Below are 25,566 nucleotides of genomic sequence, written 5' to 3'. Positions count from 1 at the left end.
GCAGGCCCGCCAGCCCGTCGGGCAGCAGCGCCACGAGCACGATGATCGCCACGCCCAGCGGCAGGTGCCAGTGGCGCGCATAGTCGCCGAACAGCGCCTGCGACTGGAACAGTTCCTGCAGCAGCACCAGTGCCACGGTGCCCAGCACCGCGCCGCCCAGGCTGCCCAGGCCGCCCAGGATCACCATCAGCAGCACCAGGCCCGATTGTTCCCAGGCCAGCAACTCGGGCGTGACAAAGCCGTCTTTCAGCGCGAACAGAAAGCCGGCCAAGCCCGCCAGCGCGGCGCCGATGACGTAGGCGGTCAGCTTGTAGGGATAGGTCGAATACCCCGCCGCCCGCATGCGTTGTTCGTTGATGCGGATGCCGGCCAGGGCCGCGCCGAATGGCGAGCGCCGCAAGAGCGCCAGGAAGCCCCAGGTCAGCGCCAGGCAGGCCAGCACGAAAAAATAGTAGACCGGCCCCTGGTCCAGGTCGAACGGCAGCCAACCGCCCAGTGCGGCCTGGGGCCGGAAATACAGATAGATGCCGTCGCTGCCGCCGCCGGCCTTGGTGTCGTGGAACACGTAGTAGGCCATCTGCGCGAAGGCCAGCGTCACCATGATGAAGTACACGCCGCGCGTGCGCAGCGCCAGCGCGCCGGTCAACGCGGCATAGGCCGCCGCCGCCAGCAGCGCGGCGGGCAGCAGCCACCACAGGCTGGCCGCTTCCGATGCCGGCGACAGCAGCGCCGCGGCGTAGGCGCCGATGCCGAAGAACGCCGCGTGCCCCAGGCTGACCAGGCCCGCGCCACCCACCAGCAGTTGCAGGCTGAGCGCGAAGATGGCGTAGATCATGATCTTCACGGCCAGCCCCGTGTAGTAGTCGCTGCCGTTCCAGGCAAAGGCCGCCAGCGCCAGCAAGGTCGCCAGGGGCAGGAGTCGGTTCAGGTTCATTGTTTGAACAGCCCTTCGGGCTTGCACAGGAGAATGGCGGCCATCAGCACGTACACCAGCACGCCGGCCGCGGCGGGGAACAGCACCTGGCCGAAGGTTTCCACCACGCCCACCAGCATCGCCGCCAGGAACGCGCCGCGGATCGAACCGATGCCGCCGATCACCACCACCACGAAGCAGATGATCAGCACGCCGTTGCCCATGCCGGGATACACCGACGACACGGGCGCCGCGATGCTGCCCGCCAGCGCGGCCAGCGCCACGCCGGCCGCGAACACCAGGCGGTAGAGCTTGTTGACGTCGATGCCCAGCGAGCCGGTCATTTCGCGGTTGCTGGCGCCAGCGCGCAACATCATGCCCAGCCGCGTGCGCGCGATGACCCAGTACAACAGCAGGGCCACCGCGATCCCTACGCCCGAGATGAACAGCCGGTACACCGGATAGGTCATCACGTCGCCCAGCGCAATGCTGCCTTGCAGCCAGGCGGGCAACGGCACGCCATGCACGTCGTTGCCCACCAGGATGCTGCGCAGCTCTTCGAACACCAGGATCAGGCCGTAGGTCATCAGCACCTGCTGCAGGTGGTTGCGGCGGTACAGGTAGCTGAAGAACGCCGCTTCCAGCAGATAGCCCAGCGCGGCGGCGGCGGCCACGCACACGGCCAGCGTGACGAGAAAGCCGCCGCCCAGCCAGCGATCCACCGCCGGGCCCAGCGCGAACGCCATGTACGCGCCGATCATGTAGAAGCTGCCATGGGCCAGGTTGATGATGCCCATGATGCCGAAGATCAGCGTCAGCCCGCTGGCCACCAGGAATAGCAGCAAGCCGTACTGGAAGGCGTTGAGCGCCTGGATGAGCAGGATGCCGGCGTCCATGGGCGTTCCTAGAGCTTGCAGCCGCGGGCCGGATCGGCCAGCTTGCGCACGGCCACCTCGACCACCTTGTTTTCCAACCCGTCGACGCGCCGCAGATAGATGTCCTGCACCGGGTTGCCCGCGGCCGACAGCGTGAACGCGCCGCGCGGGCTGTCGACCGTGGCGCCGCGCATGGCCTGGCGGAAGTCGGCCTTCTTTGCGAAGTCGCCTTGCACTGCGGTCAGGCCCGACTGCATCAACTGCGCCGCGTCATAACCCTGCACGGCATAAACATCGGGCTGGGCACCGTAGGCCTTGGAATAATCCGCGCGGAACGCGTTGTCGCGTGGCGTGTTCAAGCCGTCGGCGTAGTGCAGCGTGGTGAGCAGGCCTTGCGCCGATGCGCCTTGCGCCTGCAAGGTGCCGTCGGTCAGGAAGCCCGAGCCATACAACGGAATGGTCTTGTCCAGGCCCGCCGCGTGGTAGTCCTGCACGAACTTCACCGCGCCGCCGCCGGCAAAGAAGGTGAACACCATGTCGGGCTTGAGTGCCGCGATCTCGGTCAGCAGCGATTGGAACTCGACGTTGGGGAAGGGCAGGCTCAGTTCCTTGACCACCTTGCCGCCGGCTTGCTCGAAGCCTTCCTTGAAGCCGCCGATGGCTTCGTCGCCGGCCGCGTATTTCCAGGTGATGGTGACGGCGGTCTTGTGGCCGCGCGCCTTGGCTACCGGGCCCATGGCGTAGGCCGGCTGCCAGTTGGTGAACGAGGTGCGGAAGATGCCGGGGCCGCACAGCGGACCGGTGATGGCGTTGGCGCCGGCATTGGTCACGATCAGCGTGGTGTCGGCATCCTTGGCCGCCTTGGCCAGGGCCATCGCCACGCCCGAGTGCACGGTGCCGATCAGCACGTCCACCTGGTCGCGCTTGATCAGGCGGTTGGCGTTTTCGGCGGCCTTGGAGGGATTGGATTCGTCATCCACCTTGAAGTACTCGATCTCGCGCCCGCCGAGCTTGCCGCCTTGTTCGGCCACATACAGCTTGAAGCCGTTCTCGATGGCGTTGCCGAGCGCGGCGAAGGTGCCGCTGTAAGGCAGCATGAAGCCGACTTTGAGCTTGTCGGCGGCCAGGGCGCCGCATGCGGCAAGCATCAGGGCGGCGCTTAGCGCGGCCCGGGTCAGGGCGTGGGTCATGGTGGGTCTCCGTACTTGTTATGGGCTGCCGCAGGGGCGGCCGGGTGGGTCCAGCGCGCCGATGAAACCGGCGATGACCTGGATGACGGTGGCGGGCTGGTCCTTGTGCGGCGAATGCCGGCAGCCGGGAATCTCCAGCAGTTGCGTGTGGGGTGCCGCAAGGCGGATGCCGTGGATCTGCGCCAGCGTGCCGTATTCGTCGTCCACGCCTTGCATGGCCAGCACCGGGCAGGTGATGGCGGACAGGCTGGCCTGGATGTCCCAGGCGGCAAAGGCAGGATCCAGCCAGATGTCGTTCCAGCCCCGGAAGGCTGAATCCACGTCGGCGTGATGGCGCGCCAGGCGCTCGCGCAGGTCGGTGTCCTGGTAGGCCTGCCGCGCCAGCTGGATGCTGGCCAGGCTGCGCGGCTCGACAAAGATATGCGGCGCGGCCACCACCACGCCGGCCACCGCCGACGGATGCAGCGCCGCGTACAGCAGCGCGATCGAGCCGCCGTCACTGTGGCCGAACAGCACCGGCTTGTCCTGCGCGGGGTCGATGCCCAACGCGGCAAACAGCGCGGGCAGGACCTCGGCGGCCTCGCGGTGCATGAAGTCGACGGCGCGTTTTTCGCCGGCGGCCAGCGGCGTCGACTGGCCATAGCCATGGCGCGAATACACCAGCCCGCGGCAGCCGGCGGCCTCGCAGACCTGCCGCGGCCAGTCTTTCCACATCGATACCGAACCCAGCCCTTCGTGCAGGAACACCAGCAGCGGCGCATCCCTGCGCTGCGGCGCGAGCCAGCGGTATTCCAGGCGCAGGTCGCGGCCCAGCGCGTGCAGGGCGGCCCAGCCGGTATCGCCGGCCAGGATGGCGGAGGCGGTGGCGGCGGTCATAGCGCGGCCTGTTCCAGCTGGCGCAGCCGAAAGCGCTGGATCTTGCCGGTGGCGGTCTTGGGCAGCTCGTCGGTGAAATCGATCTGGCGCGGATACTTGAAGGGCGCCAGGTGCTGCTTCACGTAGCGCTGCAATTCGGCGCCGGTTTGCGCGTCGGGCGCAAAGCCCGGCCGCAGCACCACATAGGCCTTGGTCTTGACCAGCCCGTCGTGATCCGGCACGCCGATCACCGCGGCTTCCAGCACGGCTTCGTGCTGCACCAGGATGTTCTCGACTTCGACCGGCGACACATACTGGCCGCTGACCTTGATCATGTCGTCGCTGCGGCCGGCATAAGTGTAGTAGCCGTCGTCGTCGCAGACATACTTGTCGCCGCTTTTCAGCCAGTCGCCCAGGAAGCATTGGCGCGTCTTGTCGCGGTTGTTCCAGTACATCAGCGCGGCGCTGGGGCCCTTGATGTAGAGGTCGCCGATGGCGCCGGCGGCCACGGGCGCGCCGTTGTCGTCGCGCAGCTGCACCTCGTAGCCGGGCACGGGCTTGCCGGTGGTGCCGTAACGCAGCTGGCCGGCCCGGTTCGAGATGAAGATATGCAGCATCTCGGTCGAGCCGATGCCGTCCAGGATTTCACAGCCGAAATGGCGCGAGAAGCGTTCGCCGATGTCGCGCGGCAAGGCCTCGCCGGCCGAGGTGCACACCCGCATGGCGACCTGCGCGCGCGGCGGCAGGTCGGGCGCGGCCAGCATGCTGGCGTACAGCGTGGGTACGCCGTAGAACACGGTCGGGCGGTGGCGTATCAGGCGCAGAAACACGGCCTGGGGGGTCGGGCGTTCGGCCATCAGGACCACGGTGGCGCCGACCGACAGCGGAAACGTCAGGCCGTTGCCCAGGCCGTAGGCGAAGAACAGCTTGGCCGCGGAAAACGCCACGTCGTCTTCGCGGATGCCCAGCACCGGCTTGGCATAGAGCTCGGCCGTATGCCACAGATTGCCATGGGTATGCACCACGCCCTTGGGCTTGCCGGTGGAACCCGACGAGTACAGCCAGAACGCGATTTCATCGGACAGCGTGCGCACCGCGGGCGCCAGGGGCGCGGCGGCCAGCAGGGCGTCAAGGTCGTGGGCGCCGGCCGGCAAAGGTGCCTGGGCTTGCGACACGATCAGGTGTTCGACTTCGCCCGGCGATTGGGTCAGCGCCGTTTGCAGCACTGGCAGCAGGGCGTCCGACACCAGCGCCGCCCGCACCCGGCTGTGGCTCAGGATGTAGGCATAGTCCTCTGCTGTGAGCAGCGTATTCACCGCCACCGGCACCACGCCGGCATGCAGCGCGCCCAGGAACGCGACAGGCCAGTCCACCGTGTCCTGCATCAGCAGCAGCACGCGCTCCTCGCGCCGCAGGCCCAGCTGGCGCAGCGCCCCGGCCATGCGCGCCACGCGTTCGGCCAGTTCGCCGTAGGTCAGCTGGCGGGTGTCGTCGACATAGGCCAGCTTGGCGGCGCGCGGCGCGTTCAGGGCAGCCAGGTGGCTGGCGAAGTTCAGTTCGGCGGGGCAGGTGTTCACGGTTGTCTCCAGATGTCCTGTTGTCCTGGCGGGCGGCGGACCGGATCGCGCCTGTGCGGGCGCTTGGCGGCGATCGCCGGCCACGCGGGCCTGTTGCCGGCCCGGCGTGGCGTGGGGGGTCAGGGGCGCCCGAAATCGATGGCGCCGCCGGGCAGCAGGTACAGGACCAGCGCGCGTCCCTGCGTCACGGTGGGGCGGTGCGCGCTGCCGGGGCCGTAGACCAGCCAGCCGGCGCCATGGCCGTCAAAGCGGGCGCCGGCGCTCAGCGGCATGATCATGTCGACTTCGCCATTGGGGTGAGCGTGGTGGGGGCCGGCCAGGTCGTCCATGTCGACCACGTCGACCGAACAGCCGGCCAGCTCGTCGGCCGGCTTGATGACGCGGCCGTAGCGGATGCCGCCGCCTTCGCGGTTGCACATCCAGCCGTCGGCCACGCCCTGCCTACAGGCCGCGAAGATATCGGCGTACAGCGTGCTGCCGGGGCCGGCGTCGCGGTTCAGGCGCGCTTGCAGGGCGCCGTCCAGCGGCTGCCCCGCCATCAGGCCCGTCAGCTGGCGCATCAGGGCGTGGAATCGTTCAGGCGTGCTCACCGGTCTCCTCCTTTACACTGTCGGCGCTTCAGCGGCGGATGCAGTCCAGTGCTGTTTTGCCGCACCTGACACCCTGTTGAAGCTGTTTGAGGAAAAATAGTGCTTCCATTGATCTGGGTCAAGCACTATAGTGCATAAATCGAGTGTTATCAGGGTATTTGCGGAGTCAGCTACACCATGAATCAAGCGCTAGACGCGGCGCCGTCCGAAGAACCCCAGCGGGAAGTTTTCCTGGTGGCATTGGGCGAACGGGTGCGCCGCCTGCGGGCCATCCGTGGCATGACGCGCAAGGGCCTGTCGCAAGCGACGGGCGTGTCCGAGCGCCACCTGGCCAACCTCGAACACGGGGTCGGCAATGCGTCGATCCTGGTCCTGTTGCAGATCGCCAAGGCCTTCAACTGCGCCCTGGCAGAGCTGGTGGGCGACGTGACCACCGAATCGCCCGACTGGCTGCTGATCCGCGAACTGCTCAGTGGCCGCACCGAATCCGACCTGCAGCGGGCGCGCGAAGCACTGACCCAGCTGTTCGGCGTGGGCGCCGGCGCGCAGCGGCCCAACCGTACCCAGCGCGTGGCGCTGATCGGCCTGCGCGGGGCCGGCAAGTCCACGCTGGGGCAGATGCTGGCCGACGACCTGGGCTACCCCTTCGTCGAGCTGAACCGCGAGATCGAGCGCGTGGCCGGCTGCAGCATCCTGGAGATTCACAATCTCTACGGCCCCAACGCCTACCGCCGCTACGAGCGGCGCGCGCTCGAGGAGGCGGTCCAGATCTATCCGGAAATGGTGCTGGCCACGCCGGGCGGCCTGGTGTCCGAGCCCGCCACGCTGAACCTGTTGCTGGCTCACTGCTATACGGTGTGGCTGCGCGCCACACCCGAAGAGCACATGGGCCGGGTCATGGCGCAGGGCGACTTCCGCCCCATGTCGGGCAATAACGAAGCCATGGCGGACCTCAAGCGCATCCTGGCCGGCCGCGAAGCCTTCTACGCCAAGGCCGACCTGACCTGGGTGACCAGCCACCTGGAGGTGGAAGAAAGCTTCGCCGGCCTGCGGACCCAGGTGCGCAAGGCTTGCGGCCTGCCGCTATAACCACCGCGCGCCGCAAGGCATGCATTGCAGGGCCGCCCTTGGGCGGCCCTGTGCTTTTGGCGGCGCCGCTTTGGCTTGCCCGCGCAAGATGCACTTTTATGCATCTTTTGCTTGACGCTGATTTTCTCTCGCACTAATCTGCATAATAATTCATGTGATGCAGTATTTTTCCTGTCCGGCAGGATGCAAGAGGAGATTCGCGATGAGCAGCACCGCCCCCAAGGTCGATTTCCGCACCGAACCCGCCCAGTACCGTCATTGGCGCCTGACGTTCGACGGCCCGGTCGCCACGCTGGCGATGGATGTCGCGGAAGACGGCGGCCTGCGCCCCGGCTACAAGCTCAAGCTCAATTCCTACGATCTGGGCGTGGACATCGAATTGCACGATGCCTTGCAGCGCATCCGCTTCGAGCATCCGGAAGTGCGCAGCGTGGTCGTCACCAGTATGAAAGACCGCATCTTCTGTTCGGGCGCCAACATCTTCATGCTGGGTCTGTCCTCGCATGCCTGGAAGGTGAACTTCTGCAAGTTCACCAACGAAACCCGCAATGGCATCGAGGATTCCAGCCGCAACGGCGGTCTGAAGTTCATCGCCGCCCTCAACGGCGCCTGCGCCGGCGGCGGCTACGAACTGGCCCTGGCCTGCGACGAAATCCTGCTGATCGACGACCGTTCGTCCTCGGTCGCCTTGCCCGAGGTGCCGTTGCTGGGCGTCCTGCCCGGCACCGGCGGCCTGACCCGCGTCACCGACAAGCGCCGCGTGCGGCATGACCATGCCGACATCTTCTGCACCTTGGTCGAGGGTGTGCGAGGCCAGCGCGCCAAGGATTGGCGCCTGGTCGACGACGTGGTCAAGCCGGCCCAGTTCGAGGCCGCGGTGCGCGCCCGTGCGTTGGCGCTGGCCGAAGGCAGCAGCCGTCCTGCAGGCGAGCAGGGCGTGGCCCTGACGCCTTTGGTGCGCGAGGAAAGCGCTGATGCCTTGTCCTACCGCTACGTCGATGTGCGGTTGGACCGCGAACGGCGCCAGGCCACCTGGACCGTGCGCGCGCCGCAAACCCCCGTGGAATCCGAGCTGCCGGCCATCCTGGACGCGGGTGCCGCCTGGTGGCCGCTGCAGATGGCGCGCGAACTGGACGACGCCATTCTCTACCTGCGCACCAACGAGCTGGACATCGGTACCTGGATTTTCAAGACCCAAGGCGACCCCCAGGCCGTGCTGGCGGCAGACGCCGCCCTGCAGCGCCACGCCGGTCATTGGTTCGTGCGCGAAACCGCCGGCCTGCTGCGCCGCACGCTGGCGCGGCTGGACGTGACCTCGCGCAGCCTGTTCGCGCTGATCGAGCCGGGTTCGTGCTTTGCCGGCACCTTGCTGGAACTGGCCCTGGCCGCCGACCGCAGCTACATGCTGGACAGCGAGGACGACGGCCAGGCCGGCGCCCGCCTGATCGTGGGCGAGGCCAACTTCGGCGCCTACCCGATGGTCAACGGCCAGAGCCGCCTGCAACGGCGCTTTTACGAGGAAACCGCGCCCCTGGAAGCCGTGCGCGCCCGCGCCGGCCAGCCGCTGGCGGCGCGCGATGCGCTGGCGCTGGGCTTGGTGACCTTCGCGCCCGACAGCATCGACTGGGACGACGAGGTCCGCATGATGCTCGAAGAGCGCCGCGCCCTGTCGCCCGACGCGCTGACCGGACTGGAAGCCAATCTGCGCTTTGGCGGCCGCGAAACCATGGAAACGCGCATCTTCGGCCGGCTGACCGCCTGGCAGAACTGGATCTTCAACCGGCCCAACGCGGCCGGCGAGAAGGGCGCGCTGAAGCTGTACGGCAAAGGCGAACAGGCCGCGTTCGACTGGAACCGCGTCTGAGCGGCCCGCTATCAAAAAACCAGGAGCAGAGACAAATGTCAGGCATCAACTACAGCGATAAGATCCCCAACAACGTCAACCTGTCCGGCGACCGCACGCTGCAACGCGCGCTGGAACATTGGCAGCCCAACTATCTGCAATGGTGGCAGGACATGGGGCCGGACGGCTCGCACGGTTTCGACGTGTACCTGCGCACCGCGGTCAGCGTCGAACCCGACGGCTGGGCCCACTTCAATCACGTGCGCATGCCCGATTACCGCTGGGGCATCTTCCTGGCGCCGCAGGACGGTCAGCGCAAGATCCATTTCGGCGAGAACATCGGCCGCGACGTGTGGCAGGACGTGCCCGGCGAACACCGCGCCAACCTGCGCCGCATCATCGTCACGCAAGGTGACACCGAGCCCGCGTCGATCGAGCAGCAGCGCCACCTGGGCCTGACCGCGCCGTCGCAGTACGACCTGCGCAACCTGTTCCAGATCAACGTCGAGGAAGGCCGTCACCTGTGGGCCATGGTGTATCTGCTGCACCGCTACTTCGGGCGCGATGGCCGCGAAGAGGCCGACGCGCTGTTGCAGCGCACCTCAGGCGATTCGGATAATCCGCGCATCCTGGGCGCTTTCAACGAGAAGACGCCGGACTGGCTGGCGTTCTACATGTTCACCTACTTCACCGACCGCGACGGCAAGTTCCAGCTGTGCGCGCTGGCCGAATCCAGCTTCGATCCGCTGGCCCGCACCACCAAGTTCATGCTGACCGAAGAGGCGCACCACATGTTTGTGGGCGAATCCGGCATCTCGCGCGTCATCCAGCGCACCTGCGAGGTGATGAACCAGTTGAAGACCGACGATCCGGCCAGCGTGCGCGCCGCTGGCGTGATCGACCTGCCCACCATCCAGCGCTACCTGAACTTCCACTACAGCGTCACGATCGATCTGTTCGGCGCCGATCAGTCGTCCAATGCCGCCATCTTCTACGGCTCGGGCCTGAAGGGCCGCTACGAGGAAAGCAAGCGCACCGACGACCACCAGCTCAAGAACGACACCTATCGCGTGCTGACGGTCAACGACGGCAAGCTTGGCGAAGCCGAGGTACCGATGCTCAATGCCCTGAACGAAGTGCTGCGCGACGACTTCATCCGCGATTCCGTTGCGGGCATCGGCCGCTGGAACAAGGTGATTGAAAAGAGCGGTATCGCCTTTCGCCTGCAGGTGCCGCACAAGGCCTTCAACCGCCAGATCGGCACGCTGGCCGGCATCCGCATGTCGCCGCAAGGCGAGGTGCTGTCCGAAGCGCAGTGGCAGGCCCACCGGCATCAATGGCTGCCGACCCCCGAAGACCGCGAATTCGTCGCCTCATTGATGGGTCGTGTCACCGAGCCCGGCAAGTTCGCCAACTGGATCGCGCCGCCGGTCATGGGGGTCAACCGCCAGCCCGTGAACTTCGAGTACGTACGTTTCAACTAAGGCCTCGTGGCGGCGCTGCGCGCCGCCACGCCGCGCATTCGGATGACCGCGATGAACGCCGCCCTGCCCGTAGACGTCCTGAAGCAGCATCTCATCGATCCCGAGATCTGCATCCGCTGCAACACCTGCGAAGAAACCTGTCCGGTCGACGCGATCACGCACGACAGCAACAACTACGTGGTCGATCCCGATATCTGCAACGGCTGCATGGCCTGTGTGCCGCCGTGCCCGACGGGCTCGATCGATAACTGGCGGCTGGTGGTGCGCGCCGACGCCTACACCCTGGCGGACCAGCTAGGCTGGGATGAGTTGCCGCGCGAACAGGCCTTGCCCGAGATGGCGTCCGTTGCGCCCGGCGCGGCGGCCGATTCCGCCACCGAGTCAGCCGCCGCCGCCGTGGTCCCCGCCACCCCCGGCGCCAGCGTGCCGCCCTGGTCGGCCGCGCATCCCTACGTCAATCTTTACACCCACAAGACGCCGGTGACGGCCACCGTGGTCGGCAACTACCGCGTCACTGGCGCGGATACCGACAGCGACATCCACCATATCGTGCTGGACTTCGGCGATCTGCCGTTTCCGGTGCTCGAAGGCCAGTCCATCGGTATCCTGCCGCCCGGCGCCGACGCCCAGGGCCGCCCGCATCATGCGCGCCAGTATTCGCTGGCCAGCCCGCGCGACGGCGAGCGGGCGGGCTACAACAACCTGTCGCTGACCGTCAAACGCGTGACCGAGGATCACCTGGGCCAGCCGGCGCAGGGCGTCTGCTCGAACTATCTGTGCGACCTGGCCAAGAACGACACCGTGCAGGTGATCGGGCCGTTCGGCCACACATTCCTGATGCCCAATCATCCCCGCGCCAATCTGGTCATGATCTGCACGGGTACGGGGTCGGCGCCGATGCGCGCGATGACCGAGCGCTGCCGGCGCCGCATCGATAGCGGCGAGAACGGCCGGCTGATGCTGTTCTTTGGCGCGCGCACTGAACGCGAGCTGCCGTACTTCGGCCCGCTGATGAAGCTGCCGCGGGATTTCATCGACATCAACCTGGCGCTCTCGCGGGAAGCGGGCCTGCCCAAGCGCTATGTGCAGGACCTGATCCGCGAACGCGCCGCCGACGTGCGCGCACTGCTGGCAGACCGCAACACCTGCATCTACGTGTGCGGGCTGAAGGGCATGGAAGTCGGCGTGCTGGACGCGCTGCGCGACGTGACGATGCAATCGGGGCAGGATTGGACTATCCTGCATGAAGTGTTGCGCCGCGAGGGGCGGCTGCACTTCGAAACCTACTGACGTCGAGATCCATCGACTCGGAACGGGCGCCAAGGCGTGGTAGCCCGGCGGCAGGACCAACACGACGTTGCAAACGCGGCGTGGCCTGCTCGGCGCGCCTTGGCGTGCCGATTGCACCGCGAGGGGAAGTCCATCAATGAAGTTCGCTGATTTCAAGGACGGCATGCTGATCAAGGCCGGTCCCGTCACCATCACCGAAGGCGAGATTCTCGAGTTTGCCCGCAAATTCGACCCCCAGTGGTTCCACACAGACGTCAAGCGCGCCGAGGAAGGCCGTTGGGGCGGCCTCATTGCCAGCGGCTGGCACACCTGCGCGCTGGCCATGCGCATGGCGGTGGACGCGGCGCTGCACGATTCCGAATCCTTCGGCTCGCCCGGCCTGGGCGAAGTGCGCTGGCGCACCCCCGTGCGGCCGGGCGACCAGCTGCGCCTGGAAGCGCGCGTGCAAGGCGTGCGCACATCGTCCTCGCGCCCCGACCTGGGCATCATCACCTGGGCCTGGACCGTGCTGAACCAGCACGACGAAGGCGTGCTTGAGCTGGACGCCACCAGCTTGTTTGATTTGTCGGGCGATTAGCGCGTGCGAGCGGCGCCGGGCTTTCACCCATGCGCATCCGGTGAAGCCGAGACGCCATGTCGCAGTTTGCTTGCCGAGGAAACTGCAAGCCCCTAACATGACCCCTGTCGTGGGCGAATTGCGTCCATTGATCCCGAAAGCCCGCTCAGGAAACTGAGCGGGCTTTTTGCTTGGGGCCGATGCATCCGGCATCGCCCCAGCATGTGTCGCCCACCCGCATTGTGCGGGTGGGTTTTTTTTATACAGCGGCACTGCCGCGTCCTGTCTTCAAGGGCCCCTCATGCAAATCCTCAAACCCATCAAGGTTGGCCAGGCGCCGAACGACCAGACCGGCGATACCTTGCGCGATGCGATGGTCGTCGTGAACGAGAACTTCACCAAGACCCGTAGCGGCGTGGATGCCGTGGAAGTCGCGGCGGCCGCCGCGCAGCGCAAGGCCGATGCCGCCATTCCGGCTGCCGAAAAGGGCGCGGCGGGCGGCGTGACGCCGCTGGATGCCTCGGGCAAGGTGCCCGCGGCGCATCTGCCCGAACCGGCCATTCCGCTGGCGCAAAAGGCGGCCCCCGGCGGCGTGGCCCCGCTGGACGAAGGCAGCCGGGTTCCCGTGGACTTCCTGCCCGTGGTCGAGCCAGCCGTGCCGCTGGCCCAGAAAGGCCAGCCGGGTGGCGTTGCCACCCTGGCCGCGGACGGCAAGATTGCGCCGGCGCAATTGCCCGATTTGATCCCCGCCGCTGAGAAGGCGCAGCCGAACGGGGTGGCAACGTTGGCTGCGGACGGCCGGATTGTCGCGGGTCAACTGCCCGCGTTGATTCCCGCCGCGGACAAGGGCCGTCCCGGTGGCGTGCCGACGCTGGACGCCGACGGTCGCGTGCCAGCGGCACAGCTGCCTGCCGTGCAGGATGCCGTGCCACTGGCTCAGAAAGGCCAGCCCGGCGGCGTGGCGACATTGGGCGCCGAAGGGAAAGTGCCATTCGCACAACTGCCGCCGATCGACAGCATTCCGCTGGGCTTCGTGTCCTGGTGGCCGAGCCGTGCGGCGATTCCCGCCGGCTGGGCGCCGCTGGATGGGCAGACGATCAGCCGGGCCACGTACCCGGATATGTGGGCCAGCGTGCAAGCAGGCAATTTCCCGCTGGTGCCTGAAGCGACGTGGCAAAGCGACGCGACGGCGCGGGCCAGTTATACGACGGGGGATGGTTCGACCACGCTGCGCGTGCCGGATCTGAACGGGAAGTCGTCCGGTACGTTGGGTGCGGTGATGTTGCGGGGTGACGGACTGTTGTCGGCCGGTACGGCGGCCGTGATTCAGCGTGACGCTACCCAGCGAGTGGTGGGAACGGTGGCGCTGTCCTATGGCACGACACAGTATGCCGGCTCGGGCGCCTTTTACTCAGAGGAAGGGGCGGCGGGCGGGTCAACCTCCTACCCTTACAACAATCCCAATATGTGGTTGAAGTTCGATAACGCGCGCGAGGCGCGTACTGCCACGGAAACGCGCCCGCTGAACGCCACCGGCTGCTGGGTGGTGAAACTCTTTGGCGTGATCATCAACCCCGGCTCGGCGGATGCCGCGCAACTGGCTAGCGATTATGCGGAACTGAATGCGCAGTTGCAGTCGCTGAAGGGCGCCTTGGGATTCACCATCTTGTACCCGGGCGGTGGCAATGCGGCGGCGCCCGGCGTTGTCGCCATCAATAGCCAATATGTCCTGGCCAATCCGTTCCCGGGCCATCATCTGATTCTGGAGCCCGAAGTGCTTTACAACGGCGAATGGGGCAATCCGGGCTGGTGGGATGGCGATGCCAACATGTCAGGCGTGCGTGTGGGCATGCGCGGCGACCTGATCGTCGTGTCGACCGCTCGCAATGCCTTGGGGATCGGCTATGGCTTGGGGGGCGGCGTCTTTCCGTATACGGGCAACATCGGGCTCGGCGTCGCGGGATTGCCGGCCCGGATCAAAGTCTGGAAAATGATGGGGGCTGCCGCCTGATGCTATGTCGGCGCAGCTACGGCCGCCGCATTGCCTTCAGAATATTCACCCCATCCGGCCCGGCCGCCGTCTCCCACTGCTTCACCGAATCCGCCGCGGCATCCTTCAACGCCTTTCTCACCGGCATCGGCACCGCCGTATCGATCGTCACGCCGTTCTTGCGCATGTTGGCGTAGTTCTGCTGCAGCCGGCCTTCGATGCGCTTCCATTGCTCGGCCTCGGTCTGGGTGGCGGCCTGGTCGATCGCCTTGCGGGACTTGGCGTCCAGCGCCTGGTAGGCCTGCAGGTTCATCGTGGCCACCGACACCGGCATGGCGTAGTTGATCTCGGCAAAGCGCGGCAGGTGTTCCCACAGCTTGCGGCCCGCGCCGCCGTCGCCCGACGACAGCACGGCATTGACCTCGCCCGAGGCGATGCGCGGCATGGCGTCGGCGAACGAAATGTTCTGCGCGCGGGCGCCGGCCTTCTGCATCACGTCCTGCGAGGTGGCGTCGTAGGTGCGGATGCTCAGCGTCTTGAGCGCCGCGACGCTGTCCACCTTGTCCTTGGACCAGATGCCCGAGGCGGGCCAGGGCGTGGTGTAGAGCAGCTTCTGGCCATGCGCGGCCAGCAGCTTTTCGTAGGCGGGGCGGGCGGACTTGTTCAGCGCGCGCGCCTTGGCCAGCGAGTCGGCCAGGAACGGCAGCGACGAGACGCCGAACAGCGGGTACTTGGAAGCCAACGCGCCGGCGAAGGCATCACCGGCATCGACCTTACGCGCCTGCACGGCATCGATCATGTCGCCCGACTTGATGCCGCGTGCCGCGTCGAAGCTTGTGTCGATGATCACCTGGCCGCGGCTCTTGGCGCGCACCAGATCGGCAAAGGTGGACACGCCTTGCCCGGGCATCGAGGTGGCCGGGTACTCGGTGGTCATGGTGAGGGTGGTGACGGCGAATGCGCCGTGGCTGGCAACGGCGATGACGATGCCCGCCCACAGGCGGATAGAGGAACTGCCCAACATGCGCGACTCCTGGTCGTGACGAAAAATCCGGGGTCGGGCAGGCGGATGTAGCGGGCCAGCACCAGGCCAATGCCGCAGAGCGTACGGCAAGGGCCAGGCCTCGGCTAGTTCCTGATAACCCTAGGTTTCTGGAACGTCAGGCTGGCGCTCAGTCCATATATATGTGCGCGGATCACTGTTCGATGACCCCAGGCTCACGCCCGCCCGGCCACTGGCAGGCAAAAAAAACGCCCCTCGAAAGGGGCGCCCAATCTTCGCCTCGCCGGCGAACCGCGCGTCGGGAGCAGAGCCGGGCTCCGTCCGCGCGGCGTACTGCACATCAAATCAATAGAACGCCTGGATGCCCGTCTGCGCGCGGCCCAGGATCAGGGCGTGCACGTCGTGGGTGCCTTCGTAGGTGTTGACCACTTCCAGGTTCACCAGGTGGCGGGCCACGCCGAACTCGTCGGAGATGCCGTTGCCGCCCAGCATGTCGCGGGCCAGGCGGGCGATGTCCAGCGCCTTGCCGCAGGAATTGCGCTTCATGATGGAGGTGATCTCGACGGCGGCGGTGCCTTCGTCCTTCATGCGGCCCAGGCGCAGGCAGCCTTGCAGGGCCAGCGTGATTTCGGTCTGCATGTCGGCCAGCTTCTTCTGGATCAGCTGGTTGGCGGCCAGGGGGCGGCCAAACTGCTTGCGGTCCAGCGTGTACTGGCGGGCGGTGTGCCAGCAGGCTTCGGCGGCGCCGATGGCGCCCCAGGCAATGCCGTAGCGAGCGGAGTTCAGGCAGGTGAACGGACCCTTCAGGCCGGACACGCCGGGCATCATCTGGTCGGCGGACACTTCCACTTCGTCCATGACGATTTCGCCGGTGATCGAGGCGCGCAGGCCGACCTTGCCGTGGATGGCGGGGGCGCTCAGGCCCTTGGTGCCCTTGTCCAGGATGAAGCCGCGGATCTTGCCGTCGAATTCACCGCCCACGCACTTGGCCCACACCACGAACACGTCGGCGATGGGCGAGTTGGTGATCCACATCTTGTTGCCGGACAGCTTGTAGCCGTCGGCCGTCTTGACGGCGCGCGTTTCCATGCCGCCGGGGTCCGAGCCGTGGTTCGGTTCGGTCAGGCCGAAGCAGCCGATCCATTCGCCGCGGGCCAGCTTGGGCAGGTACTTCTGCTTTTGCGCTTCGCTGCCGAATTCGTTGATGGGCACCATCACCAGCGACGACTGCACGCTCATCATCGAGCGGTAGCCGGAGTCGATGCGTTCGACTTCGCGGGCGATCAGGCCGTAGCTGACGTAGTTCAGGCCGGCGCCGCCGTATTCGGCGGGGATGGTGGCGCCCAAGAGGCCCAGCTCACCCATTTCGGAGAAGATTTCCGGGTCGGTCTTTTCGTTGCGGAAGGCGTTCAGCACGCGCGGGGCCAGCTTGTCCTGCGAATAGGCGTGGGCGGCATCGCGCACCATGCGTTCTTCTTCGGTGAGCTGCTGGTCCAGCAACAGGGGATCTTGCCAATGGAAAGAGGGATTCGAGGACATGCTGGGTCTCCGCTATGGATTTCCGGTTTCGGAATCAGGAAAGTTTAAACCTAAAATAATTCGGGCGGCAAGCCGGGATTTGCGCGACGCGCGCTTGCGCGCCGCGGGACGGCCTGCCGCGGCGTCTGGGATCAGTGCTGGGTCTTGAGCGCGGCGTCGCGGATCTTGTCCAGCGTGGTGGACGGCGTGATGGTCTGCGGGTCGATGAAGCAGTGCAGGATCGCCGGTTTGCCGCTGGCCAGGGCGCGTTCAAAGGCCGGGCCGAACTGCTCGGTGGTCTCGACGCGTTCGCCGTGGCCGCCAAAGGCGCGGGCGTAGTCGGCGAAGTCCGGGTTCTTCAGCTCGGTCGCGGAAATGCGGCCGGGGTAGTGCTTTTCCTGGTGCATGCGGATGGTGCCGTACATGCCGTTGTCGATCAGCACCACGACGATGGGCAGGTCGTACTGCACGGCGGTGGCGAATTCCTGGCCGTGCATCAGGAAGCAGCCGTCGCCGGCAAAGCAGACCACGGTTTTGTCGGGCCAGACGCGCTTGGCGCCCACGGCCGCCGGCAAGCCGTAACCCATCGAGCCTGACGTCGGCGCCAGTTGCGTGCCGTAGCGGTTGAAGCGATGGAAGCGGTGCAGCCAGGTGGCGTAGTTGCCGGCGCCGTTGGTCATGATGGCGTCGGCCGGCAGGGTCTTTTCCAGGTAGGCCATGACCTGACCCAGTTGCAGCGCGCCCGGCGTGGTGATGGCGGCGGGATCGCTCCATTTCAGGTACGACTCGCGCATCGCCTGCGTGCCTTCGGCCCACACCGGCTTGGCGGGCGCCTTCAGACCGGCCAGCGCGGCGGCGAACGAGGCCGGCGACGTGTTGATGCCCAGTGTGGGGCGGTAGACGCGGGCCAGTTCGCCGGCGTCCGGGTGCACGTGCACGAGCTTCTGCTTGGGCACGGGAATATCGAACAGGGTATAGGCCTGACTGGGGTTTTCCGACATGCGGCCGCCCACCAGCAGCACCAGGTCGGCATCGGCCACGCGCTTCTGCAGCGCCGGGTTGATGCCCAGGCCGACGTCGCCGATGAAGCAGGGGTGGTCGGCCGGGAACAGCATCTGGCGGCGGAACGAGACCGCCGTGGGCAGCGCGTGGCGCTGCGCGAAATCGGCGAACTGCTGCACCGCGCGGGCGTCCCAGCGGGTGCCGCCGAGGATGGCGACGGGGTTGCGGGCCTGCGCCAGCAATTGCTCCAGGTCGGCCAGCTGGCCGGCCGTGGGCGCGGCGTCGATGACTTCGTAGTGCGGGGCGTCGGCCACCTGGGCGGCTTCGACCAGCATGTCTTCGGGCAGGGCGATCACGACGGGGCCCGGACGGCCCGACGTGGCGATATGGAAGGCGCGCGAGATCAGCTCGGGAATGCGTTCGACCTGGTCGATTTCGGTGACCCACTTGGCCTGTGTGCCGAAGACGGCGCGGTAGTCCATTTCCTGGAAGGCTTCGCGCTCGCGCATGCCGCGTTCGATCTGGCCCACGAACAGGATCATCGGAGTGGAGTCCTGCTTGGCGATGTGCACGCCGGCCAGCGCGTTGGACGCGCCCGGGCCGCGGGTCACCATGCAGATGCCGGGTTCGCCGGTCAGCTTGCCGTGGGCGTCGGCCATCATGGCCGCGCCGCCTTCCTGGCGGCAGACCGTGACTTTGATGTCGGCGTCGTGCAGACCGTCCAGCACCGCCAGGTAGCTCTCGCCGGGAACGCAGAAAACGTGTTTGACGCCCTGGGCGACCAGCTGGTCTACCAGGATGTGGCCGCCGAGGCGGGATGCTTGCTGGGACATGGTGGGGGGACGTGGTGAGCCGAGGTTAGGACACCCGAGCATAATGTTCCTTGATCGCACAAGGCAATTGATAAAATTGCACAATGTAGTGACCCTCCGGCACGACCCCCGATGCTGCGCCGCGTCAAGCGGGCCGCGGGTTTTCCCGGGTTTTCACCGGTACTTTCCAGGCGGTTCCCGCTCCATGAGAAACGGCATTCCCAATCTGACCGCCCTGCAGGCGTTCGAGGCATCGGCCCGCCTGGGCAGTTTTTCGCGGGCGGCCGAAGAGCTGTCGCTGACCCATAGCGCCGTGTACCGCCAGGTGGCCAGCCTGGAGGCGCGGCTGGGCGTGCAGTTGTTCACCCGGGTCAGGCGGCGCATCGTGCTCACCGATCACGGCGCCGAATACGCGGGACGCATCCGCCATCACCTGGACCAGATCGAAAAAGACACCTTCGGCCTGGTCAGCCGCACCGGCATGGGCCGCAGCATCCATATCGCCGTGGTGCCCACGCTGGCCACCACCTGGCTGATCCCGCGGCTGGCCGATTTTCAGCGCGAGCAGCCGGACATCACCGTCAGCCTGTCGGTGCGCACCTTGCCATTCCAGTTCAAGGACCAACCGTTCGACGGCGCGCTGTACCACGGCGACACCCTGTGGCCGGGCACCCAGGGCGTGCTGCTGTTTCCCGAGCGCGAGCTGGTGCCGGTGTGCGCCCCGGCGCTGGCGGCGCGGGTGACCGAGGCCGGCGCCAGCGCCCTGGCGGGCATGACCCACCTGCATCTCAGCTCGCGCCCCGACGCCTGGCGCCAGTGGTACGGCGCCCACAACTACCTGTACGGCCCCCAGGCGGCCGGCGGGCCGCGCTACGAGCTTTTCACCATGGTGATGGCCGCGGTGCAGGCGGGCCTGGGCGTTGGCCTGATGCCGCGCTTCCTGGCGCAACCCGCGCTGGACCAGGGCACGCTGGCCATGCCGGTGCCGCAGGCGCTCACGGTCAGCCAGGGCTACTACTTCGGCTATCCGCAACGCAGCGAACGGTCCGACGCCCTGAAGCTGTTCGAGGCCTGGCTGAAGTCGGCGGCCGCGGCGGTAGCCGGCCGTTGAGGCCGCCGTAGAATGTCGCCAATCCCCGCTGCTCCGCGCCTGATACCGGTCCGGCGCCGTCTCTCGCGTTCTTGCGCCCGTTTTCCTTTGCCCTAGCCATGTCAGAACCCCGTCCATCGCTCGCTTCGCAGCCCGACATCGACGCCTTCATCGACGCCGTCTGGCTGGAAGACGGCCTGTCGGCCAACACGCTGGCGGCGTATCGCCGCGACCTGACGGGGTTCGCGCGCTGGCTGGAAGACCCCGAGGCCTATGCCCGCGAAATGGCCGACCGCTACGGCGACGCGGCCTCGGCCCCCGCGCTGCCGGCGGGCCCGGCCAAAGCGCTGGCCGAGGCGGACAAGGGCGACATCGAAGCCTGGTTCGCCTTCCGCCACGAGGAAACCCGCGCCACCACCGCCAACCGGCGCCTGGCCGCGCTGCGGCGCTTTTACGCGTGGGCCCTGCGCGAGCACCGCGCGCCGCGCGATCCCTGTCTGACGCTGGTGGCCGCCAAGCAGCCGCCGCGCCTGCCCAAGACGCTGTCCGAGCAGCAGGTGGACGCGCTACTGCGCGCGCCCGACCTGGGCCAGCCGCGCGGCCTGCGCGACCGCGCCATGCTGGAAACGCTGTATGCCACCGGCCTGCGGGTGTCCGAACTGGTGGGCGTGCGGGCGCTGGACGTCAGCTTGAACGAAGGCGTGGTGCGCGTGGTGCTGGGCAAGGGCGGCAAGGACCGCCTGGTGCCGCTGGGCGCCGAGGCGGCGCACTGGATCGACCAATACCTGAAGACCGCGCGGCCCGAACTGGCGGCTGGGCGCGTCAGCGACGCGCTGTTCCTGACCGGCCGCGCCGAAGCCATGTCGCGCCAGGCGTTCTGGCAGTTGGTCAAGAAATACGCGCTGCTGGCCGGCGTGCATGCCCCCCTGTCGCCGCACGTGCTGCGCCACGCCTTTGCCACGCACCTCTTGAACCACGGCGCTGACCTGCGCGTGGTGCAGATGCTGCTGGGCCACGCCGACATTTCCACCACGCAGATCTATACCCACGTGGCGCGCGAACGCCTGAAGGCGCTGCACGCCACGCATCATCCGCGCGGCTGACGGCGGGTTGCCCGCGGCCACCCGCCTGCCTACACTTTTGCCTATTTCGCGCTTTCTACCCGTTTTCCCATGAGCAAAGCCCGCCACGTCTCCGAAACGCCCGCCACCCAGTTCCTCAAGCAGCACAAGGTGGCGTACACCGAGCACACTTACGAATACGTCGATCACGGCGGCGCCGGCGAGGCCGCGCGCCAACTGGGCCTGGATCCGCACGCGGTGGTCAAGACGCTGGTGATGGAAGACGAATCGGCCAAGCCGCTGATCGTGGTGATGCATGGCGATCGCGAAGTCTCCACCAAGAACCTGGCGCGCCAGGCCGGCCTGAAAAAGGTCGAGCCCTGCAAGCCCGAGGTCGCGCAGCGCCATTCGGGTTACCAGGTGGGCGGCACATCCCCGTTTGGCACGCGCAAGAAGATGCCGGTGTGGGTCGAGGCCGAGGTGCTGCAATACCCGGTTGTCTACATCAACGGCGGGCGCCGCGGCTACCTGATCGGCATCGATCCGAACGCGCTGGTCAGCCTGCTGGGCGCCAAACCGGTCAGCGTGGCGCTGGAATAGCCGGCAAGTCTGCGCAGGTGGGGCGATGACCGCGCGCCGGTCAAGTTGGCGCGTGGTATCCCGCTACCACCCTTGCGCGTGATGGCGGGGGCACAATGGTCCTAGAACATCAAGAACCGGCCGCCCGGTCCCGGGCGCTTGAACCGGCCCAGCCCCCCATCCCCTGGAGACAAACATGAGCAAGAGACTATTGATGCTGGTCGGCGACTACGCCGAAGACTACGAAACCATGGTGCCGTTCCAGACGCTGCTGGCCGTGGGCCACACGGTGCACGCGGTCTGCCCGGGCAAGAAGTCCGGCGAAAGCATCGCCACCGCCATCCATGACTTCGAAGGCGCGCAAACCTACAGCGAAAAGCGCGGCCACAATTTTGCGCTGAACTACGACTTCGATCGCGTCGAAGCCGGCTCCTACGACGGCCTGGTGATTCCTGGCGGCCGCGCGCCGGAATACCTGCGTCTGAATGAAAAGGTGCTGGATATCGTCCGCGCCTTCGATCAGGCCAAAAAGCCCATCGCCGCGGTGTGCCACGGCGCGCAGTTGCTAGCCGCGGCGGGCATTCTGAAGGGCCGCACCTGCTCGGCGTACCCGGCATGCGCGCCTGAAGTGCGCCTGGCCGGCGGCACCTACGCCGAAATCGGCATCGACCAGGCGTACACCGACGGTCATCTGGTCACCGCGCCGGCCTGGCCCGCGCATCCGGCGTGGCTGTCGCAATTCCTCGCCGTGCTGGGCACCAAGATCACGCACTGAGCGGCCGGTCATGAAAAAACGCCTGCCTCGCGGCAGGCGTTTTTTCGTGGATGCCGGCTTGGCGCGGTTGCGCGGCGCCGGTCATGGACGCCTTGCGTCATGCAGGCATGGGACGAGGCGTCGGGCGCTGATACCGCGCGCCGTCAGCAGGCCCGCTACGCGAAGTCCAGCACGATGCGGCCTTCGATCTGGCCGCGGCGCATGCGGTCAAACACGCTGTTGATGTTCTCCAGCCTCTCGGTGGCCACGGTGGCGTGCACCTTGCCTTCTTCGGCAAACTGCAGCGATTCCTGCAAGTCCAGGCGCGAGCCCACGATCGAGCCGCGTACCGTGACGCCATTGAGCACCATGTCGAAGATCGACAGCGGGAAGTCGCCGGGCGGCAAGCCGTTCAGCGCCACCGTGCCGCCGCGGCGCACCATGCCCAATGCCTGCTCGAAGGCCTTGGGCGACACCGCGGTGATCAAGGCGCCGTGAGCGCCGCCGATCTCTTTCTTCAGGTACGCCGCCGGATCCGTGGTCTTGGCGTTGACGGTGACCTCGGCTCCCAGCCGTTTGGCAAAGGCCAGCTTGTCGTCGTCGATATCCACCGCGGCGACGTTCAGCCCCATGGCGCGCGCATATTGCACCGCCATGTGGCCCAGCCCGCCGATGCCCGAGATCACCACCCAGTTGCCGGGGCGGGTATCCGTCATCTTCAGGCCCTTGTAGACCGTGACGCCCGCGCACAGCACCGGGGCGATGTCCACGAAGCCCACGTTCTTGGGCAACAGCCCCACATAGTCGGCCGCCGCCAGCGCGTATTCGGCAAAGCCGCCGTTGACGGAGTAGCCCGCGTTTTGCTGCTGTTCACACAAGGTTTCCCAGCCGCCCAGGCAGTGCTCGCAGTGACCGCAAGCCGAATACAGCCAGGGAATGCCGACCCGGTCGCCTTCCTTTACATGGGTGACGCCGTCGCCCACGGCCACCACATGGCCCACGCCTTCGTGGCCGGGAATGAAGGGCGGATTGGGTTTCACGGGCCAATCGCCTTCCACGGCGTGCAGGTCCGTGTGGCAGACGCCGCAGGCTTCAATCTTTACCAGGAGTTCGCCGGCCCGGGGGCGCGGCACCGCGACTTCTTCGATTTGCAGGGGTTTGCCGAATGCACGTGCAACTGCGGCCTTCATCGTTTTTTCCATCACTACCTCCGAAGTCAGATCAGTTTCACCATGCTCGGATGGGCACGCGTCCGAGACCTTGATTTATATCAATCGTGCTCGGATGGGGGGCGGCGAGACACGAGTGGTTTCAGAATGGCCGGGCTGCCGCGCGGCCCACAGGGTCAGTCCCCGCGAACGCGCGGCCCTGTGACGGCCATGGAGATGATTACAGGGCGGCCCCGTATTGCGGCCTTCGCGCTGCTCGTCGTAAAGTGGCCCGCAGCCGACGTCCCCGCCCAAGGAGCGCCCATGTGTGAAATCTTCATCCGCGCGAGCGAACAGTCCTACGCGCCCGAAACCCGGTCCCTGCGCCTGCACGGCGCCGCCACCAGCCTGCGGCTGGAACAGCTGTTCTGGCAGGTGCTGGAAGAAATCGCGGCCCGCGACAGCATGCGTGTGACGCAACTGATCGAACGCCTGTACGACGAGCTGGTCGAGTATCGCGGCGAGGCGGCCAATTTCACGTCGTTCCTGCGCGTGTGCTGCCTGCGCTACCAGCTATTGCAGGCCGAAGGCCGCATTCCCACCGATACCGCCGTGCCCATCAGCGCGCTCAACGCCAAGGCCGTGCTCGAAGGCCTGCCGGCCTCGCTGTACGACCCCCAGCCCCTGCGCCAGAAGCGGCCGGTCGCGGCGTAACGCCCACGTGCAGGCGAAAAAAAGCCCGATCCTGGATCGGGCTTTTTTGTGGGCGCGCGGCGCCGGGAATCAACCGCCGGGCTGGGCCGAGGCCATGGCCACTTCGCTTTGCACGATGCGGCGGATACGCACGGCGTCGCCGATGCGCGAGAGCTTGCCTTGCGAATCCAGCAGCACGATCGCCAGGTCGCGGCCATTGATGCGGGCCAGCATGACCAGGCATTCGCCGGCTTCGTTGATGTAGCCGGTCTTGGAGACCTTGATGTCCCAGTCGGGCTTGCGCACCAGCAGGTTGGTATTGCGGAACGTCTGGGTGCGGTTGTTGATCTCGACGTCGTACTCGGTGTCGGTGGAGTAGCGGTGGATCAGCGGGCGCTGCGAAGCGGCGCGCAGCAAGCGGGCCAGATCGTGCGGCGACGACACGTTGTTGCTGGACAGGCCGGTGGGCTCGATGAAGTGGGTGCTGGTCATGCCCAGCGACTGGGCCTTGGCGTTCATGGCGGTCACGAACGCGGGCAGGCCGCCGGGATAGTGGCGGCCCAGCGCGTTGGCGGCGCGGTTTTCAGAGGACATCAGCGCCAGATGCAGCATGTCGCCGCGCGACAGCTTGGTGCCCACGCGCAGGCGCGAGGTGGTGTGCTTCAGGCCATCGACGTCTTCGTCGGTGATCTCGAGCATTTCGTCCATGGGCTGGTTGGCGTCCACCACCACGACGGCGGTCATCAGCTTGGAAATCGACGCAATGGGGCGCACCACGTTTTCGTTCTTGGCGAAGATCACGGTGGAGGTGGCCAGGTCTTGCACGTAGGCGGTGCTGGAACGCAGGGCGGCGGCTTCGGCGCGCACCGACACGGCGGGCGGCGGCATCGCGGCCGACGCGGCGGCCGCGGTGCGTGCGCCGCGCGGGGGCTTGTTGGGCTTGCCGTTCTTGCCGGCGGCACCCTTCTTGGACGGGGTTTGCTGCGCGACGGCCTGCTTGCCGCCCTTGGGCGGGGCTTTCTTGCCGGCGGCCGGCTTGGGGGCGGCCTGCTTGGCCGAGGCTTGCTTGCCAGGCGCCTGCTTGGCGGCGGCGCCCTTGGGGGCGGGTTTGGCGGCGGCCGATTTCGGCGCGGCTTGCTTGCCTGCGGCCGCCTTGGGCGTGGCCTTGCCGGCGCTTTGCTTGCCGGCGCCGGCTTTGGCGGGGGCGGGGGCTTTCTTGGCTTGTTGCGCCTTGCAGGCCGCCGATTTGGCGTTGGTCTTGCAAGGGTCGGTGTTCTTCGCGGCGAACGCGGCAGAGGGCAGGAGCGCGCACATCGCCAGCGTTGCCGGCGCTATCGCAATCGCAATTGCACGTTTCCAGTTAAAGGCCATGGTTTGAGCAGGCTTGTCAGTCTGTGATGAATTATTTCCCGGGCCGGGCTTGCGGTGCTTCAGGAAAAGTCCAGATGAATTAGAGGCTTACGCGTCGAATTTAAACAGCAATTTCAAGTTGCGCGCAAGGCGATTCGCTATCATCGCCTAAAAAAATACCGGGGACATATTGACTGATGATCAATTTGTCACCAACGGCGTCTCGAGACGCTACCGGCGTGCGGCGCGTGAGCGTAGCCCGGATTAACCCTCATCTGGCTGAAAGGGCGGAATTTCCTGGGGG

22 protein-coding genes are annotated in these 25,566 nt (G+C 66.8%); 11 read left to right on the top strand and 11 right to left on the bottom strand.

Going from position 1 to position 25,566, the window contains the following annotated elements; translation table 11 throughout:
- The 6 genes from A9974_RS11450 to A9974_RS11425 all read right to left on the bottom strand — a co-directional run.
- Positions 1 to 934 (bottom strand): branched-chain amino acid ABC transporter permease (locus A9974_RS11450; RefSeq protein WP_183004211.1); only part of this gene is annotated, 934 nt, incomplete at its 3' end.
- Entirely contained in the window at positions 931 to 1,809 is an 879-nt protein-coding gene (locus A9974_RS11445) for a branched-chain amino acid ABC transporter permease (RefSeq protein ID WP_183004210.1), read from the bottom strand. The genes A9974_RS11450 and A9974_RS11445, both read right to left, overlap by 4 nt.
- Positions 1,810 to 1,817: 8 nt before the next feature.
- Positions 1,818 to 2,978: an ABC transporter substrate-binding protein gene (locus A9974_RS11440; RefSeq protein ID WP_183004209.1), complete on the bottom strand. Its 1,161-nt coding sequence runs from the start codon at positions 2,976 to 2,978 to the stop codon at positions 1,818 to 1,820.
- Positions 2,979 to 2,996: 18 nt separating this feature from the next.
- Positions 2,997 to 3,854 (bottom strand): alpha/beta fold hydrolase, encoded by an 858-nt coding sequence (locus A9974_RS11435; protein ID WP_183004208.1) that lies wholly within the window; start codon positions 3,852 to 3,854, stop codon positions 2,997 to 2,999.
- Positions 3,851 to 5,410, bottom strand: a complete 1,560-nt coding sequence (locus A9974_RS11430; RefSeq protein ID WP_183004207.1) for a benzoate-CoA ligase family protein — start codon at positions 5,408 to 5,410, stop codon at positions 3,851 to 3,853. Before A9974_RS11430 ends, A9974_RS11435 begins: the two co-directional genes overlap by 4 nt.
- Before the next feature lie 119 nt (positions 5,411 to 5,529).
- Complete coding sequence (locus tag A9974_RS11425; protein ID WP_183004206.1) at positions 5,530 to 6,000, bottom strand: DUF4863 family protein; 471 nt, start codon at positions 5,998 to 6,000, stop codon at positions 5,530 to 5,532.
- Between the two features lie 177 nt (positions 6,001 to 6,177).
- On the opposite strand from A9974_RS11425, the gene A9974_RS11420 reads away from it, so the two are divergent.
- The 6 genes from A9974_RS11420 (at position 6,178) to A9974_RS11395 (ending at position 14,273) form a co-directional block, all read left to right on the top strand.
- On the top strand, positions 6,178 to 7,089 hold the full coding sequence (locus A9974_RS11420) for a helix-turn-helix transcriptional regulator (protein WP_183004205.1): 912 nt from the start codon (positions 6,178 to 6,180) through the stop codon (positions 7,087 to 7,089).
- A 202-nt stretch (positions 7,090 to 7,291) separates the two neighbouring features.
- Positions 7,292 to 8,953, top strand: coding sequence for a 2,3-epoxybenzoyl-CoA dihydrolase (gene boxC, locus A9974_RS11415; RefSeq protein WP_183004204.1), 1,662 nt, complete (start codon positions 7,292 to 7,294; stop codon positions 8,951 to 8,953).
- Between the two features lie 35 nt (positions 8,954 to 8,988).
- Positions 8,989 to 10,416: a benzoyl-CoA 2,3-epoxidase subunit BoxB gene (gene boxB / locus A9974_RS11410; protein ID WP_183004203.1), complete on the top strand. Its 1,428-nt coding sequence runs from the start codon at positions 8,989 to 8,991 to the stop codon at positions 10,414 to 10,416.
- Positions 10,417 to 10,467: 51 nt separating this feature from the next.
- Entirely contained in the window at positions 10,468 to 11,706 is a 1,239-nt protein-coding gene (gene boxA / locus A9974_RS11405; protein WP_183004202.1) for a benzoyl-CoA 2,3-epoxidase subunit BoxA, read from the top strand.
- 136 nt (positions 11,707 to 11,842) lie between these two features.
- Positions 11,843 to 12,283: a MaoC family dehydratase gene (locus A9974_RS11400; protein ID WP_183004201.1), complete on the top strand. Its 441-nt coding sequence runs from the start codon at positions 11,843 to 11,845 to the stop codon at positions 12,281 to 12,283.
- Positions 12,284 to 12,563: 280 nt separating this feature from the next.
- On the top strand, positions 12,564 to 14,273 hold the full coding sequence (locus A9974_RS11395) for a phage tail protein (protein ID WP_183004200.1): 1,710 nt from the start codon (positions 12,564 to 12,566) through the stop codon (positions 14,271 to 14,273).
- Positions 14,274 to 14,289: 16 nt separating this feature from the next.
- Here the strand turns inward: A9974_RS11395 and A9974_RS11390 are convergent, their stop codons facing one another.
- The 3 genes from A9974_RS11390 to A9974_RS11380 all read right to left on the bottom strand — a co-directional run bounded on the left by A9974_RS11390 (position 14,290) and on the right by A9974_RS11380 (position 18,608).
- The gene (locus A9974_RS11390; RefSeq protein ID WP_183004199.1) at positions 14,290 to 15,276 is read right to left on the bottom strand and encodes a TRAP transporter substrate-binding protein; all 987 of its coding nucleotides are present in this window, start codon (positions 15,274 to 15,276) and stop codon (positions 14,290 to 14,292) included.
- Positions 15,277 to 15,600: 324 nt separating this feature from the next.
- Positions 15,601 to 16,794 (bottom strand): acyl-CoA dehydrogenase, encoded by a 1,194-nt coding sequence (locus A9974_RS11385; RefSeq protein ID WP_054428460.1) that lies wholly within the window; start codon positions 16,792 to 16,794, stop codon positions 15,601 to 15,603.
- Positions 16,795 to 16,925: 131 nt separating this feature from the next.
- A complete protein-coding gene (locus A9974_RS11380; protein WP_183004198.1) occupies positions 16,926 to 18,608 on the bottom strand; it encodes a thiamine pyrophosphate-binding protein in 1,683 nt (560 codons plus the stop codon).
- Between the two features lie 184 nt (positions 18,609 to 18,792).
- On the opposite strand from A9974_RS11380, the gene A9974_RS11375 reads away from it, so the two are divergent.
- The 4 genes from A9974_RS11375 (at position 18,793) to A9974_RS11360 (ending at position 22,092) form a co-directional block, all read left to right on the top strand.
- Positions 18,793 to 19,698 carry a LysR substrate-binding domain-containing protein gene (locus A9974_RS11375; protein WP_183004197.1) on the top strand — a complete coding sequence of 302 codons (906 nt, stop codon included), beginning with the start codon at positions 18,793 to 18,795 and terminating at the stop codon, positions 19,696 to 19,698.
- Positions 19,699 to 19,796: 98 nt separating this feature from the next.
- A complete protein-coding gene (gene xerD, locus A9974_RS11370) occupies positions 19,797 to 20,780 on the top strand; it encodes a site-specific tyrosine recombinase XerD (RefSeq protein WP_183004196.1) in 984 nt (327 codons plus the stop codon).
- Positions 20,781 to 20,849: 69 nt separating this feature from the next.
- Positions 20,850 to 21,338 carry a Cys-tRNA(Pro) deacylase gene (gene ybaK / locus A9974_RS11365; protein ID WP_183004195.1) on the top strand — a complete coding sequence of 163 codons (489 nt, stop codon included), beginning with the start codon at positions 20,850 to 20,852 and terminating at the stop codon, positions 21,336 to 21,338.
- A 175-nt stretch (positions 21,339 to 21,513) separates the two neighbouring features.
- On the top strand, positions 21,514 to 22,092 hold the full coding sequence (locus A9974_RS11360; protein WP_025137430.1) for a DJ-1/PfpI family protein: 579 nt from the start codon (positions 21,514 to 21,516) through the stop codon (positions 22,090 to 22,092).
- A 155-nt stretch (positions 22,093 to 22,247) separates the two neighbouring features.
- Here A9974_RS11360 and adhP read toward each other — a convergent pair whose 3' ends face one another.
- Positions 22,248 to 23,273, bottom strand: coding sequence for an alcohol dehydrogenase AdhP (gene adhP / locus A9974_RS11355; RefSeq protein WP_183004194.1), 1,026 nt, complete (start codon positions 23,271 to 23,273; stop codon positions 22,248 to 22,250).
- Between the two features lie 270 nt (positions 23,274 to 23,543).
- On the opposite strand from adhP, the gene A9974_RS11350 reads away from it, so the two are divergent.
- Entirely contained in the window at positions 23,544 to 23,933 is a 390-nt protein-coding gene (locus A9974_RS11350) for a ribbon-helix-helix domain-containing protein (RefSeq protein ID WP_183004193.1), read from the top strand.
- A gap of 69 nt (positions 23,934 to 24,002) precedes the next feature.
- Here the strand turns inward: A9974_RS11350 and pbpG are convergent, their stop codons facing one another.
- Entirely contained in the window at positions 24,003 to 25,283 is a 1,281-nt protein-coding gene (gene pbpG / locus A9974_RS11345) for a D-alanyl-D-alanine endopeptidase (protein ID WP_370539614.1), read from the bottom strand.
- Positions 25,284 to 25,566: the final 283 nt, after the last annotated feature.

This window comes from Achromobacter sp. UMC71, assembly GCF_014170305.1.
Taxonomy (GTDB): Bacteria; Pseudomonadota; Gammaproteobacteria; order Burkholderiales; family Burkholderiaceae_B; genus Achromobacter.
This window is presented reverse-complemented; position numbering and strand designations above follow the sequence as displayed.

Bases quoted from the DNA above. Each gene is read 5' to 3' on its own strand.
- A9974_RS11445 (WP_183004210.1), bottom strand. From the start codon at position 1,809: ATGGACGCCGGCATCCTGCTCATCCAGGCGCTCAACGCCTTCCAGTAC.
- A9974_RS11440 (WP_183004209.1), bottom strand. From the start codon at position 2,978: ATGACCCACGCCCTGACCCGGGCCGCGCTAAGCGCCGCCCTGATGCTT.
- A9974_RS11435 (WP_183004208.1), bottom strand. From the start codon at position 3,854: ATGACCGCCGCCACCGCCTCCGCCATCCTGGCCGGCGATACCGGCTGG.
- A9974_RS11420 (WP_183004205.1), top strand. From the start codon at position 6,178: ATGAATCAAGCGCTAGACGCGGCGCCGTCCGAAGAACCCCAGCGGGAA.
- boxC (WP_183004204.1), top strand. From the start codon at position 7,292: ATGAGCAGCACCGCCCCCAAGGTCGATTTCCGCACCGAACCCGCCCAG.
- boxB (WP_183004203.1), top strand. From the start codon at position 8,989: ATGTCAGGCATCAACTACAGCGATAAGATCCCCAACAACGTCAACCTG.
- boxA (WP_183004202.1), top strand. From the start codon at position 10,468: ATGAACGCCGCCCTGCCCGTAGACGTCCTGAAGCAGCATCTCATCGAT.
- A9974_RS11400 (WP_183004201.1), top strand. From the start codon at position 11,843: ATGAAGTTCGCTGATTTCAAGGACGGCATGCTGATCAAGGCCGGTCCC.
- A9974_RS11395 (WP_183004200.1), top strand. From the start codon at position 12,564: ATGCAAATCCTCAAACCCATCAAGGTTGGCCAGGCGCCGAACGACCAG.
- A9974_RS11390 (WP_183004199.1), bottom strand. From the start codon at position 15,276: ATGTTGGGCAGTTCCTCTATCCGCCTGTGGGCGGGCATCGTCATCGCC.
- A9974_RS11385 (WP_054428460.1), bottom strand. From the start codon at position 16,794: ATGTCCTCGAATCCCTCTTTCCATTGGCAAGATCCCCTGTTGCTGGAC.
- A9974_RS11380 (WP_183004198.1), bottom strand. From the start codon at position 18,608: ATGTCCCAGCAAGCATCCCGCCTCGGCGGCCACATCCTGGTAGACCAG.
- A9974_RS11375 (WP_183004197.1), top strand. From the start codon at position 18,793: ATGAGAAACGGCATTCCCAATCTGACCGCCCTGCAGGCGTTCGAGGCA.
- xerD (WP_183004196.1), top strand. From the start codon at position 19,797: ATGTCAGAACCCCGTCCATCGCTCGCTTCGCAGCCCGACATCGACGCC.
- ybaK (WP_183004195.1), top strand. From the start codon at position 20,850: ATGAGCAAAGCCCGCCACGTCTCCGAAACGCCCGCCACCCAGTTCCTC.
- A9974_RS11360 (WP_025137430.1), top strand. From the start codon at position 21,514: ATGAGCAAGAGACTATTGATGCTGGTCGGCGACTACGCCGAAGACTAC.
- adhP (WP_183004194.1), bottom strand. From the start codon at position 23,273: ATGGAAAAAACGATGAAGGCCGCAGTTGCACGTGCATTCGGCAAACCC.
- A9974_RS11350 (WP_183004193.1), top strand. From the start codon at position 23,544: ATGTGTGAAATCTTCATCCGCGCGAGCGAACAGTCCTACGCGCCCGAA.
- pbpG (WP_370539614.1), bottom strand. From the start codon at position 25,283: ATGGCCTTTAACTGGAAACGTGCAATTGCGATTGCGATAGCGCCGGCA.